Here is a 13713-nt window from a genome sequence, read left to right as displayed (position 1 = left end):
GTAGCCCGCTTAATCCAAAAGGTGTCCAGACTTGAATACGCAACAACGTGGTTTTACTCTTATCGAATTAGTCATTATTATTATGATTCTCGGGATATTATCTGCTACCGCTGTGCCCCGATTTTTGAACTTAGCTGATGATGCTGATATCGCCGTTGTTGAAGGAACAGGTGGCGCTTTAAAAAGTGCAGTAAACCTTGCGCACAGTAAGTGGCTAATTATAGGCTCTCCAGCTGATTTTGATGCTCGAAATGATTTACGATTGTATGGGGCGGGTTTGGATGGTCAAATTGATCTTAATACTGCTGGGTGGCCTGCGCAGAGCTTTTCTGGCTCAGATACAGTATTAAAGACTGGTAATGTAGCTGATTGTGTCTCTTTGTGGAATGCAATTTTAAATACTGGTAGTGATAGAATTGATGAGTTAGCAACGAGTGAACCATATGTTGTTGAATATCAACAGGACGGAATTTGCTTATATAAGTGGAGTAAAAATACTGAGCTATACATTCGTTATGATTCTAATACTGGCGATGTGAGTGTTAATGTACCGTAATATTACGGATACAGATGGTGACGGTGTTATTGACAGCCTTGATGTATTTTGACCGGACGAGATCTAGGGTAGAAAATGATGCACATTCATATAAACCGCTTATCTCTCTGTACATCTAAATTCGATACTCCCTGGATCTTGTTGAAATAATATCAACGCTTGTCTTAATTCAGGTTTAGCATATCGCTCTGATGTTCAATCAGAGCCTGCTGATTATCCCCGAAATCTTCTGAATACCATAACTGGTATAGTTTCCTGTATAATGAATTAGTGGATTTTACCAAGTGTGGCGTGATATATAGAATAAAACCACTTACTTTGAATGGGATGAAATGCATTATAAAACAATAACACTAAATGATATTGATCAATCGTGCTTGCAGTTATTTACAAACGCTTACATAACGCCCGGTAATTTCAATTACAATACCTCCCTTAAACGCTAATCAACATGTCTGGCGTATTTACAATTATAGAGAGGATGTCAATGACATTAGTACAATCGACAGCTATGGCTGTTTTATTATCTGTTTTCCTAACTGCTTGTGGTGGTGGCGGCGGTGGTTCTACGACTACGACGACTACTACTACAGGGAGTAATACGACGGATACAGATGGTGATGGTGTTATTGATAGCCTTGATGCATTTCCGAATAACAAAGATGAAACTAAAGACAGTGATGGTGATAGTGTAGGTGATAATGCAGATGCATTTCCCTATAACCCTAATAGATCATTCTTTCAGATAAGTGGGCGTATTACAGGAATGACAGGTCAACTTTCCATTTCTATAAATGGGAATACTAAATTATATGATAGTAATGATACGTTTGAGTTTAAACTGGGTAAAAATATAAACCTAGCAATGACGTTGAAGGCGGACCGTTTTGTTTGTTCTTCTAGCATTGTTAATCATGTTGTGCAATATGATATATCGGATATTAAAGTAACATGTTCACCTGATTCAGATGGTGATGGCACAATTGATAGTATTGACGCATATCCTAATGATCCAACGAGATTCAAAGTAGATAGTGACGCGCATTCATACAAACCTAAATTTGATGTTGGATTTAGCGGTATCGTTAATCTTAATGATACAGGTGAAGCAGAAACAGAAAATGTAGAGAATATCGCGAGATTGGTAAATGAAGTCTACGATAACACAGTGCTAAAGATAATTGCTGGTATTGCAAAAAATTCGTGGACTAAACCGAGTACGTTGGAAGGTGCTGTGGCAACTTGGAATTCTCAGTTGAATGAAAAGTTTGTTTATACTGATCCCACCGGTGTAAAATACGATTTTACTTTAGTCGAGTATAAGAGTGACTCTTCTTTTAAAGTTGACATTCGCAACAACAGGAAAGATAAAAGCTTCACTGTATCTGATTCTGAATTTTTTAAGAACAAAATTATAGAGTCCAATAGTAATGATGCGGCCGATCGTGAGTTGAAATTATTTTCTTATCATCCAGGTGAATTCTGGGAAGTAGATGTTAGAATTACTGTTAACAACGGGGTTGTATCGCTCTTTTGGCTGCTTGAACGTGCTGGTGGAGGGAAAGGTGGACAGATTCTTGCTCAAATGTATGCTTCAGCATCAACAGCCAACTATACTGTTACTAGCACGTATGGCAAGCCAAAAGGAGTTCCTATCGGGTATGTTGAATTTGATAAAAATACTGCGGAACTTGAATTTAGAAATAAGATATCGGATGTAAGAGTTAAAGCGCATTATAATCAAAATAAAGACATATTAGAGTGGATTAAATAAACAAAGTCTCTTTGTACGTCTAAATTAGTCATCATGGCTGATTTAGACGCCAATCATATTTAAAATTGATACTCCCTGGATCTTGTTGAAATAATATCAACGCTTGTTTTAATTCAGGTTTAGCATAGCGTTTAAAATGTTCAATCAGAGCCTGCTGATTATCCCCGAAATCTTTTGAATACCACTTGTAAATACTTGAAACCTCTAAATCGTTGCCTTGAATTGAAACACCTCTTGGATGATTGATATAGGCATAGGCACCTGCACTTAATAGTTGTTCGGTATTACTTGCCGTGAATGCAGTGGTAGATAAATTTGGGCAACCATAACTGGCACAGTTTACGGCATAATGGATACGTGGATCTTGCCAAATAGGGCGTAGTATTTCATGTTCTATATCATTTAAGCTGAGCGTTTGACCATTGACTGTCACCGCATCATCATCCCAAGGGCCGAATGAAAAGAAACGACCTCCTAATTTTGTAATGGATTTAACCGGATAATTCTCCAGAATCAGTTGTACTGTCTGTGCATTATATAAGTTTATCCAGTAGGCTTGTTGCTGTGCTTTAGTGTGTTGCAAGGGGTTGATATTTTGCAGTTGAACGAGATATTGGTTGAGAATTACTTTGTCTGCATTGGTCACGTTTTTGTAATTAAACAAGTTAATCGCATTCTTATCTTTATCCACGATTAAATAGCGATTTAAAATATATTGCCATTGACTGTGGTCGATATCCTGCGATGTGATTTCATTACTTTTATTCCAGTAGACCGTCGTTGTAGCCATAACATTAATAGAGTAGAAGCCACTAAATAGTATGATTAGTAGCCCAATAACTATACGTGTTTTTGGCATTAATAATGTTAAATTGTGGGTCATATTGATACCTGCCTTTGTATTTATATTTACTTTATTATTTAGTCATTTAATGACATTGTTTTACGTTTTTTTACTGTGTTCGCCGTATACACATGGGCGATTTTTGGCTATCTTCCGCACTTCACATTTTATTAATGCATATTTATTATTGTTTGGAGTGTTAGTGGTTTATAAGAGTATTTTTTCCTCGTTATTGTCTTCGGCATTACTCGTGACAAGCAAGGTGAGTGCAGAAGATGTTGTCGATATAATGACTGAAAATAATGGCATGGAAAGGCCTGCGTTTGATACTAAAGTCGCGGTAGTTCCTTTAATTATCTCAACTGAAAGATTGGGTACTGCGCTTGGTGTCTCTGGGGTAATCAAACATGCAGGGCAGCCACAAGCATCAATATTTGGTCTTGGTTTATACAGTGATAATAACAGTAATATCAGCTTTATCTCATTTAATAATTATACATTACCCAGTGTAAAACAATGGCTGTTTTCAACAGAATATTACCGTGGTGACTTTAAATCGGGGATATATTTTCTGCCTACGGCAAAGGCGCCTGAAGATACCTTGTTGACTGATGAAATAATCGCTGAAGGTGTCGAATCATCTCTCCGTGTGAATGCAAGATACGTATTACCATGGGGGAGAGGGGTTAACGGTGCCGCGCGTAGCCTTGTCCGACAACGTAGTGAAACAGGGGCTAACCCGCTGGAATTTGGTGTTACAAGCATTAATATAACGCCGTTTAAACAAACGCGAGATGTAGTAGGTTATGATTATTTGCCTGACATTTCACAAGGGTTAGAGTTACAATTTGATTGGGATAATCGCGATAGCATTGGTGATACGACGTCGGGTAGCCAAACTCGATTTACTGTACGACGTGACTTTGGTGATGATGACCGTGATAGTTGGACTACATGGCAATTAGATCAAAGCGCTTATGTCCCTTTTGATGGAAACACTTTGTTTAAAGAACAAGTATTGGCATTTAATTATTATCTTGCAGACACACCAACATGGAATAGTGGTTCGGAAGCGAATCAAAAACATCGTCCCCCCTCTTTTGCTGGTATCAAACTTGGTGGTTTTAACCGGCTACGTGGTTATTTACCTGGACAGTTTCATAGCCGTAGTGCCGTTATGTATAGTGCCGAATACCGAGTGAAGCCACATTGGCAACCGTTACATAATTTACCATTTTATAATTTTCCTTGGTGGCAATGGTCTGCATTCGTTGAAGCTGGCCAAGTTTCAGATACTTTTGATTTAGTGGAATTAAACAAAGACTTGAAATGGACTGCTGGTTTAGGATTACGATTTAACGCTGAAGGTGTGGTTGTACGTATTGATTACGCACAAAGTGAATCAGATAAACAATTATGGTTTATGGTTAACCAAGCATTCTAGCAGTAAAATAATAAAGCCGTAACAGTGTGCCATTTAATCGGATACTGTCACGGCTTTTTAGGTACCGCAATCAGATGTTATTTTTTAAACATTGATTTTAAATCAGCAAACGGATTATAAGTTGCTGATTCCTGATTATTATCACCCGCTTCAACTTCAGTCGCGTACTGATCATGTTCGGTATATTTAGAATGCTCATTGTCATGGCAATATAGGCAAAGCAATTCCCAGTTACTCCCGTCATTTGGGTTGTTACTGTGATCATGGTCCATGTGGTGAACAGTTAACTCTCTTAAGTTAGAATAAACAAATTCGCGGGTACAGCGGCCGCATATCCAAGGGAATAACTTAAGTGCTTTTTCGCGATAACCTTGTTCCATGCGCTTATACGTTACGCTGGTACCTAAAGTATCTGATGACATAGTTGTTCATCCATAATAATAAAAAGGTTATTGTAAAAGTATATCTAACACTGATCAATAGCTATTTTAGTCTGTTCTAGGCTACCAGATTAAAACTGGATCAGGTAAAATATGTGCAATTCAAATTACCAGTATTCAATCTTACTTATGTCAGTTTCAAAAATAGATCCAACGGCTCTTAAATATCTGTCAGCCTATTCAGACCAAGTTCAAAGCAAAGTAAAGCTGATGTTAGAAAAAGACACACTTGGTCAATTTTTATTAACGAAATATCCGAGTACACATTCAATTACCAGTGACAAAAAATTACGTGAATTTGTGATGGATCTTAAGAATAATTATTTAAAAAAATCATCGCCTATCAGTAAAATCATTTATGATCCTAAAATTCATGTGGTGAATAACGCGCTTGGTTTACATACTTTTGTATCGCGCGTGCAGGGCAATAAATTAAAGAGTAAGAATGAGATCCGTATTAGTGAAATGTTTAGACGCTGCCCAGAACCTTTCTTGCAGATGATAACGGTACACGAACTCGCGCACGTAAGAGAAAAGAATCACGACAAAGCCTTTTACAAGCTTTGTGAGCATATGTTACCTGATTATCATCAGTTCGAATTTGAAATGCGTTTGTATTTAACACAGGTTGAATTTAGAGGCGAGATCTACTAGTTAAGCGCAACTCACAGAGTAAGTGGCTCGATAGAGTCTGCGAAATATTGAGTGACAGTTATTTCATTGTCACTTTACCTCCCACCATTTTATAAGCGGGTGTGCCCCTAATTAATGCGTCTCTTGCAAAGACTTGTTTACACTTAGGACAAGTGCAAGGTGTTTCACAATAGTCAGTCACGATCCGCTCTTTAAAGCATTTAACGAGGCTGCCTTTACCGCCTTTACGGTATTTAAACAGTAGGGTTTTACACTTACTGCATGATATTTCAACTGTTTGAGTTGGGCCTTTCTTATTCGGTTTTGCCATGTAAATTTTTCGTATATGAAACTAGTATTAAAGTTACGACAGTTTACACGCTTCTGCTTCATCGACAAATCAATAAATATACATATGTATATTCTAAACATTGTACTTAATGTCTCACTTTTAGTGTTGTCAATGAGCGTGTAATACTTGATTTCGTTATGCTTGTCGTTCAGGATAAGTGATTAGATTAATAAAGGCTATTTCCTCAATGTCGGCGTCGCATAAAACAAAAGAAACCAAAAATCACGTCAAACTTTGGGTTATAAGTCTACTTATTCTCGTCCTATTAAGTGTCGCGCTCATGTTTACATACCGCGAACGCATTATCATGAAGGTTAGCAATCATTTCTCAATTCCCTACGGTATTAAAGTTGCACGGTTACATGGATTAGCGATTAAATTTGATATGCAACAGCCCTTTTTTATCGATAAAATTATGCTTGAGCAAGTTAAGCTAGATGTCGATTATTTGCAATTTGAGCAATCAATACAGGGTGGGAGTAGCGATGAAATTGAGAATCAAGTAGTGACTGTCGCCCCTATATTACCCGCGTTACCGGATTGGATACCCGATCTTCATATTAAAAATGTAACCGTGCAGGGCACTAATCTACCTCCTTTAACTGAAGTATCAAAAGCACAAAGTCTATCTTTATCGAATTTAAATTGGGAACAGCTTGATCTTAACGTGGTTGTTTTTAAAGAGGTGGGTTTCAGATATGCCGATAGTAATGCTGAATTTGGCTTTTCAGTGTGGCTGCAAGATCAGCGCTTATTACTCGCTAAGCTTAACTACGTATTACAAGATACCAAGAATACAGATAACCAGAACTTACTTAAAGTGCAACTGAGCACGGACTTAAGCAAACTTAGTGCAAGCGTTAACCCTATTTTACCAGCGTTTAATACCGAATTTGATGGTATTGCAACGCTTGATGTAAACGTCGACTTACAGCAGATGGAACGTATTTCCTTAAGGTTCTCATTGGTTGATGGTGCCGTGAGTGATGACAAGCAAAAGCTTATAGATAATGCTGACCTTGTTGTCGATACGGAGTTGGTACTGGATGATAAAGGGTGGTTGCCTGAACTCGTTAATTTGAACATCACTGACATTGCTCCTATCACGGTGACAGCAAAAACGTGCGCGTCGTTTACTGCATTATTGAGTGTGGAAAAAAGTGTTTGTCAGCCGTTTAGCAACAACGTATCACCAACACTCGTACCTATAGTGATCACGCCAGAATTACCCTTATCTTTACAGGTAGGGATACAAGAACGCGATATTACTCGTTGGAAAGTACAGGCTAAGCAAGCTGCGATGACAGTTATCATGTTTGATAGCATGTCTAACAATAGTTTGGCTGTAAAGATGGATGAGTTGATCTTAACGCCACAATTTTGGCAGAGCAATTGGTCGTTAGCCGTTATAACAAACAGCCGTTATTTCAGTGAGTTGAATGTACCCTTCCAAGTGACATCGAAAGGCCACGTCGAAGTTAAGCCCACGGATACATCGATAAGCACTAAGCTCATCGTTAATAGTGCAACATTAACCGCACATAAATTTAAATACTCAGATATATCGAGTGAGAATATTAAGGTTTCTTTACTTGACGCTATGACGGTGAATATTAGTAACAATAGCGTATTACCGTTCGATTTTGCTTTATCGACTGCATCATTCAATAACCAATATCAGAATGAATATAAGGTAGATAGATTTTCGGCGCAGCATCGAGGACGTTTTAGCACTAAAAGTGTGAGTGTGAACTCAGATTGGCAATTAGATGATGTGGTAATGAAAAGTACAAATACCGTTACGCTATTAAATTTAACGCCGTACAAAGTTGCAGGGCATTGGCAATACCCTCAGCAAGCAATCCCTTCTTTGCTGACTGATAAATATCCTTTACCCGTGGGGTTATATCTACCTGGGTTGGTGGAAAATAGGCTTGATTATCAGCTGATGTTAGAGGAACAACAGGGTTATTTGACAGCAGGAATATCGGGCGAAGTAACCGCCAATAGAAGTACTTATAATGACATAACGGCCACCGATATTAATGCGAATTGGCGTTGTAAAATTGAGGCGGACAAGCCTGATTTAGTGGCATCTTTAAATACCAATTGTCTTATTAACAGCAACATTTCATCTGTTGATATGGGGCCTGTCGTGACTAATGTTAATTTTACTGGCTTGGTGACATTTGCTAATGAACAGTTACAAGTGGCGATTGATAACGCCTCAGCAAATGCGTTTTCTGGTACAGTGTCATTGTCACCATTGTTAATTACCGATTTTGATCATATTGTAGGTCAAGTGCGTGTTCGCAATCTATCTTTACCTGAGGTACTTGAATTATATCAAGTTCCTGGTGTTAAAGTGACAGGGTTATTAAAAGCGGATTTGCCTTTTGTAGCAAAAGGTAGCGCAGTATCAATAATAGATGGCACGATAGAGCAGCAAGGTGCTGGTGGGGTGATCCAAATAAAGGATAACGCCACGATAGATCAGTTAAAGTTAACACAACCGCAGTTGCGTTATGCTTTAGAGCTGTTAGAAAATCTGCATTATGATAGTTTACACAGTGATGTGAATTTTAAGCCGAGCGGAGAGACTAAATTAACGATTAATATCAAAGGGCGGAACCCTAGCGTTGAACGCCCAATTGAATTTAATTATTCTCACGAAGAAAATATATTGCAGCTATTTCGTAGTTTAAGGATTAATGATGCGATGTATGATGCGCTTGATAAAATGAATAACCGATAAGGATATAATATGAAAGCACTGTTATTTAGTGCAAGTTTACTTGTACTTATTGCTGGTTGTACGCCAACAGTACAACTTGCCGTTCCCGATAAGCCAATTGTGATTAATTTAAATGTAAAAATTGATCACGAGATTAAAGTGAAAGTAGATAAAGAGCTAGATGATGTGTTTAGCGATGATGAGTTATTCTAGTCAAATGGAGATTACAATGAAAAGAATTTTTTCAACCTTGATTATTTTAGTCGTTATGTCATTTTCGGTACAGGCGATTGATTTACAAGACGCAAAGAAAGCAGGATTGGTTGGTGAGCAAACGAATGGTTACCTTGGCGCTGTGAAACCAAGCAGTGAAGTGAATGCATTAGTTAAAACGGTAAATGATAAGCGAAAAGCTAAATATCAAGAGTTAGCAACCAAGCATAATGTGTCGGTTCAGGCCATTTCTGTACGAGCAGCGAAAAAAGCGATGTCGTTGACAGAAAAAGGTCAGTTTATTGAATCTTCTCCAGGACAGTGGAAGAAGAAGTAATACACGTTTAAAATATACTAAGCCGGTATAAAATAATAAGCCTCATTGTGATGTTTTGATAACATGGCAGTGGGGCTTTTTGTTTATATTTCCTATCCTCAATCCTTTGCCATGCTCAGCCCCTCTTAACTTAATGTACTCAATTAGATGTAGCCATTTGAAAATAAATACTATTTTATTGGTGATTATAATTGTGCATATAGGATGCGTTTTATACGTATATGTGGAAAATCATATCTATTATGATGTTTGTATCACACTGGTACGATTAATTCGTATATAGGTCAGGATATATCTTTAATAATTAAAGCACTTTAAATGGTATTAAGTGAAATTGAATTTATGAGAAAAAAAATATATCTATTGTTAGTTTTTATTAGTTTTCCTAACATCGTATATTCGAGTACGGATATTTATTTTGAACGTTTCAAACCAAAAGCATGTACGCATGAACAAAAAAATGGTGATTTAGTATTTAACATAGATAACAATCGAATTGATCTTTCTGATACTGCGTTAACGTGCACGAAAGAAGTCGTAAATAATGAATGGTTTTACCATATTGAATATGATGGCTATGATTTTAATTATGATGATATCAATGACACCCTAGATCTTACGGTCAAAGTCCAAGCATTTATGGATTCCACAGTAGCTTACACTGAGACTGATCGTGATTCTTTTGTAGAACTAGGAGAACACTCAATAGTTAATGATATTAATAATAATTGGAGTGTGGGTAACCATGCTATTAAAAACCAAGAATCACTACAATTTTCTATTATAAACACTAAATTATCTTTAAATGATTATTATGTAAATGATAATAGATTCATAAAGGCTAAGTTGATTGAACCTGATGCAGGTTATGAACATAAATATATAATTGGAACAGGGAGTAATTTAGTCAGTGGTGAGTTTAGAAAACCACGAAAAACGATTAAACTTGATTCTAAATTAGCAACAATCACTGGCGCGGGAAGCTCATCAATTAAAAAAGATTTTTCAATTCATAATATAAATTTTAAATTAACAATTAGTGCTCGAAATGAAGATATGACCGACTCTAATTTATCTGATTATTCTTCATATCCATCTGGCTCTACATTCAGTAAAGCATATCCTGAGCAAGATCGTGAATCGACACATTATCCATCATTTTCTTGGGATCATATACCACGCTGGTTAGCAGTAAGAAAAGCAACGTCATTTACTAATGAAGAGATTTTGTCTATTAGTAATTACGACATTGTCATGCTTGAAAAAAGTAATAAGCAAGGATTAAAGACTGTTGATGCCGGCATATTAGATGCGGCGACGCGATTGAAGCAGATTAATCAAAATTTAACAACGCTATTTTATTTTAATGCGAGGGTTCATTATACCGGGTATAGTTTTGATCAGGTCTTCGAAGATAATAAATGGGATTGGAGTACAAAAGTAACTGATAATGATAACGTAGAATCAATTTTTATGTTTAAAGATCGTTACTATTGGCATGACTTTTCATCTCCAGAGATGAGAACATGGTGGGCACAAAGTGTATTAGATACTGTGAGTCAGCCTCAAATTGATGGCTTATTTATTGATGCAATAGCTAAAACACCAAAAGAAGATTTGAACAATCCTTTATTTATTGATGGCAAGCCTAATACTGATTTTGCATTACTGGTTGATGATGTTGCAAAAAACTTACCAGGTGATAAGTTATTTATTGGTAATACATTAAGAGCTGAAACGAACAATGGTAGCCGTAGCCACATGAAATACCAGGATGGTTCATACTTGGAAAGGTGGACGATACCAATGAAAGGTACATCACCAAAAATGAACAGGGCAGATGCCATCTCACTCAGTATCCAATTAATGAGAGAAGCATCATCAAAAGGAAAAGTTATTATGCTTCAGAGTTCGCCTGTTACAGACGAGCCTATCCCGAATAGTTTAGCAGATAAAAAAGCATACTTAGCAAAGCATGTAGATTTTCCACTAGCTGTATTTTTAATTGCTGCAGGTGAAAATTCATTCTTTAGTTATCAGCTAGGAGTGAGTGCGGATGTGAAAGTCCAAGCTATTTGGAATAGTGATTATATTCCACAACTTAATCGTCCTCTTGGTCAACCGTTAACAGGACCTAAGCAGACTGGTTTTGTTTATGAAAGGGAATTTGAGTTTGTTGATGTCTGGGTTGATGTTGAGAAAAAGATAGCGCGTTTAACTTGGAAGTAATAAGTTTTTACGGTTAATCATTATTTGAATTTAAGTTATAAAAAGCGCTACTGAATATAGCGCTTTTTATTTTTAACGATAAAGTGATTTAATATCACAATGCTAAACCGTTGACGACAAGAATCACCTTGCTTTAGCTGGGCTTCTTATATCGTTATTTTAAGTCATTTATTCTAAGTGATTTAACATTGGTATAGCGACCATCAGGTGTGGTTGGTAATGCTAGTTTACCTTCATTAACTTGCTTACGAGCAATTTCGCGCTCAGCACTATGGCCAGTAAGCCCAATCACAGACCAGTCATTTTCTGCTTTACCAATAATCTTGCCCTTTTTAACCTCAGAGATATAGCGGATAGTTAGGTTTCTAATTGTGCCAGCTTCTTCGCCATATTCTGCTTTAGAGTCAGATAAAATAGTAAATTTACGTCCTTCTAATGCACCTCCCTTTTTCGTTAAGTGGCCCATACGATAAGCGTTCATACCAATGTGGATGACAGTTTTATCTGTAACAGGTTTACCATTCATTGCTAATTCAACAATTCGCTTTCCTGCAGGCTGGCGAAGATCAATTTTATAAGTAACACCGCCAAACATATCATGCGTGCTGTATTTCGATGAACGACGTTTTTCATCAAAGCTGTAAGTTAAATCACCATCATGTGTCTGGTTAAAATATCCTGCAGACCATTCCATATATTTCTTAAGATCTTGGCCTGTCATTGCATAAACAGTATATTCACCGCCTGCATATTCATAGTTATAGGCAATATCTTTTGCTGTGATCGCACCGAGATCCATTTTAGGATTCATATTGTCTAGGTGAATAGCAATTACATTCGCTTGTGGTGCAAAATGAAAACCAACATCCTGAAATAAGCTGGTTAATCCGGTATCGTGTAATTGTGTTTCTGGTATACCGTTTATTCTATTTTTGGGTGTTAATGTTTCGCCACTTAATGTACCAATAACACGATTTGCATTCTCACGTAATTTCTGATGATAAGGACTGAAAATAGTTTCAAGTTGTTTATCTGATACTTGATTGTTCATATTATAAGTAAAACTATTCTTGTTAATTAGGCTAACTTTGCCATCATCTTGTCGCGTAAATGACAGATCAATACGTGATAAAGCTCGACCATATTTATAGGGTTCGGTAATGATAACGCCATTAATAACGACTTTATCTATTTTTACATGCATGTGACCAGCTACGATCGCGTCGAGTTCTGGATTCGCTCTCGCAATATCACCAACACTGGTATCTGCGATATTATTTTCGTTGTCTATACCCATATGCGCCACCAACACAAGGGCATCGACTTTGTCTTTAATTTTAGCAATCACTTTTTTGACTTCAAGACTTGGGTTGGTGAAATGAATCCCATTAATTCTATCGCTGCCTTTTGCAAAGTGTTCAACCATTGGCGTATCCATACCAATAATGCCGACTTTGATACCATCACGTTCTACTATTTTATAGGCAGGAAGAAAACGACGCTTATCATCATGAAAAATATTACCCGCAAGCGGTGTATCATTGAAAGTGTTAAATGCATTGTTAAGCGCATCTAAACCAAAATCAAATTCATGATTCCCTAATACCCAAGCATCATAACGCAATGCATTAAAGCCTAACATCATAGGATTAACTGGCTCATGCTTAAACGTTTCTATCCCGTTACCTTGGATCGCATCACCGGCATCGACTAAAATAACGTTTTTTTCGGTGTTGCGGATCTCTTTCACTTTGGACGCAATTTGACTAAGACTTCCTTTTGGATTCGGTTTATCTGTTGAGTAATCCCAAGGGATAAAGCGTCCATGCAGATCGGAAGTACCAAGAATAGTCACATTTACATTTTCAGATGCAAATGAAGGTGCGATGAACAAAGGTGCAAAGATTAATGCGGCCAGTTTTACTTTCATGGTATAGCGTCTCTAAAATAATTAAAATATCGTGAATCATACACAAGCAGTGTAAATACTCTAAATATAGTTAGTTAAATAGGGCGAACAGTTTATTCATCCTCAGTTTTAGTCTGAAAATCGAACTCCCAAGGGGATGATATACACAAAAAAGAGAAGCTCTTGTTGAGCCGCTATTCTAGATTCAACCTTAATGAGTTTGGATCTCGGCTTCCAAATATATCTGA

Annotated in this window: 12 protein-coding genes; 8 read left to right on the top strand and 4 right to left on the bottom strand. The window is 37.1% G+C overall.

Annotated elements, in window-relative coordinates; all coding sequences use genetic code 11:
• The first annotated feature begins 31 nt into the window (after positions 1–31).
• Complete coding sequence (locus HWV03_RS13335) at positions 32–556, top strand: pilin (RefSeq protein ID WP_211676357.1); 525 nt, start codon at positions 32–34, stop codon at positions 554–556.
• A gap of 487 nt (positions 557–1043) precedes the next feature.
• On the top strand, positions 1044–2330 hold the full coding sequence (locus HWV03_RS13330; protein WP_211676356.1) for a hypothetical protein: 1287 nt from the start codon (positions 1044–1046) through the stop codon (positions 2328–2330).
• A 31-nt stretch (positions 2331–2361) separates the two neighbouring features.
• On the opposite strand, the gene HWV03_RS13325 is transcribed toward HWV03_RS13330, so the two are convergent.
• Positions 2362–3213, bottom strand: coding sequence for a DUF547 domain-containing protein (locus HWV03_RS13325; protein ID WP_255546808.1), 852 nt, complete (start codon positions 3211–3213; stop codon positions 2362–2364).
• A gap of 163 nt (positions 3214–3376) precedes the next feature.
• Here HWV03_RS13325 and HWV03_RS13320 point away from each other — a divergent pair, with 163 nt between their 5' ends.
• Positions 3377–4618 (top strand): hypothetical protein, encoded by a 1242-nt coding sequence (locus HWV03_RS13320; RefSeq protein WP_211676355.1) that lies wholly within the window; start codon positions 3377–3379, stop codon positions 4616–4618.
• A 77-nt stretch (positions 4619–4695) separates the two neighbouring features.
• On the opposite strand, the gene HWV03_RS13315 is transcribed toward HWV03_RS13320, so the two are convergent.
• Positions 4696–5040 (bottom strand): YajD family HNH nuclease, encoded by a 345-nt coding sequence (locus tag HWV03_RS13315; protein WP_045110065.1) that lies wholly within the window; start codon positions 5038–5040, stop codon positions 4696–4698.
• Between the two features lie 147 nt (positions 5041–5187).
• On the opposite strand from HWV03_RS13315, the gene HWV03_RS13310 reads away from it, so the two are divergent.
• Entirely contained in the window at positions 5188–5712 is a 525-nt protein-coding gene (locus tag HWV03_RS13310; RefSeq protein ID WP_211680208.1) for a M48 metallopeptidase family protein, read from the top strand.
• A gap of 58 nt (positions 5713–5770) precedes the next feature.
• Here the strand turns inward: HWV03_RS13310 and HWV03_RS13305 are convergent, their stop codons facing one another.
• A complete protein-coding gene (locus tag HWV03_RS13305) occupies positions 5771–6022 on the bottom strand; it encodes a hypothetical protein (protein ID WP_211676354.1) in 252 nt (83 codons plus the stop codon).
• A 301-nt stretch (positions 6023–6323) separates the two neighbouring features.
• Between HWV03_RS13305 and HWV03_RS13300 the strand changes: the two genes are divergently transcribed.
• From HWV03_RS13300 to HWV03_RS13285, 4 genes are all read left to right on the top strand, one after another.
• Positions 6324–8798: an intermembrane phospholipid transport protein YdbH family protein gene (locus HWV03_RS13300; protein ID WP_255546807.1), complete on the top strand. Its 2475-nt coding sequence runs from the start codon at positions 6324–6326 to the stop codon at positions 8796–8798.
• A 9-nt stretch (positions 8799–8807) separates the two neighbouring features.
• On the top strand, positions 8808–8990 hold the full coding sequence (locus HWV03_RS13295) for a YnbE family lipoprotein (protein ID WP_017219822.1): 183 nt from the start codon (positions 8808–8810) through the stop codon (positions 8988–8990).
• A gap of 16 nt (positions 8991–9006) precedes the next feature.
• Positions 9007–9327 carry a YdbL family protein gene (locus HWV03_RS13290; protein WP_211676352.1) on the top strand — a complete coding sequence of 107 codons (321 nt, stop codon included), beginning with the start codon at positions 9007–9009 and terminating at the stop codon, positions 9325–9327.
• A 342-nt stretch (positions 9328–9669) separates the two neighbouring features.
• Positions 9670–11556 (top strand): putative glycoside hydrolase, encoded by a 1887-nt coding sequence (locus tag HWV03_RS13285; protein ID WP_211676351.1) that lies wholly within the window; start codon positions 9670–9672, stop codon positions 11554–11556.
• Positions 11557–11710: 154 nt separating this feature from the next.
• Here the strand turns inward: HWV03_RS13285 and HWV03_RS13280 are convergent, their stop codons facing one another.
• A complete protein-coding gene (locus HWV03_RS13280; RefSeq protein WP_211676350.1) occupies positions 11711–13486 on the bottom strand; it encodes a bifunctional metallophosphatase/5'-nucleotidase in 1776 nt (591 codons plus the stop codon).
• Positions 13487–13713: the final 227 nt, after the last annotated feature.

It is taken from the genome of Moritella sp. 36 (assembly GCF_018219415.1).
Lineage (GTDB): Bacteria > Pseudomonadota > Gammaproteobacteria > Enterobacterales > Moritellaceae > Moritella.
This window is presented reverse-complemented; position numbering and strand designations above follow the sequence as displayed.

Coding starts and splice junctions, on each gene's coding strand:
- HWV03_RS13330 (WP_211676356.1), top strand. CDS start 1,044: ATGACATTAGTACAATCGACAGCTATGGCTGTTTTATTATCTGTTTTC.
- HWV03_RS13325 (WP_255546808.1), bottom strand. CDS start 3,213: ATGACCCACAATTTAACATTATTAATGCCAAAAACACGTATAGTTATT.
- HWV03_RS13315 (WP_045110065.1), bottom strand. CDS start 5,040: ATGTCATCAGATACTTTAGGTACCAGCGTAACGTATAAGCGCATGGAA.
- HWV03_RS13310 (WP_211680208.1), top strand. CDS start 5,188: ATGTCAGTTTCAAAAATAGATCCAACGGCTCTTAAATATCTGTCAGCC.
- HWV03_RS13305 (WP_211676354.1), bottom strand. CDS start 6,022: ATGGCAAAACCGAATAAGAAAGGCCCAACTCAAACAGTTGAAATATCA.
- HWV03_RS13300 (WP_255546807.1), top strand. CDS start 6,324: ATGTTTACATACCGCGAACGCATTATCATGAAGGTTAGCAATCATTTC.
- HWV03_RS13295 (WP_017219822.1), top strand. CDS start 8,808: ATGAAAGCACTGTTATTTAGTGCAAGTTTACTTGTACTTATTGCTGGT.
- HWV03_RS13290 (WP_211676352.1), top strand. CDS start 9,007: ATGAAAAGAATTTTTTCAACCTTGATTATTTTAGTCGTTATGTCATTT.
- HWV03_RS13285 (WP_211676351.1), top strand. CDS start 9,670: ATGAGAAAAAAAATATATCTATTGTTAGTTTTTATTAGTTTTCCTAAC.
- HWV03_RS13280 (WP_211676350.1), bottom strand. CDS start 13,486: ATGAAAGTAAAACTGGCCGCATTAATCTTTGCACCTTTGTTCATCGCA.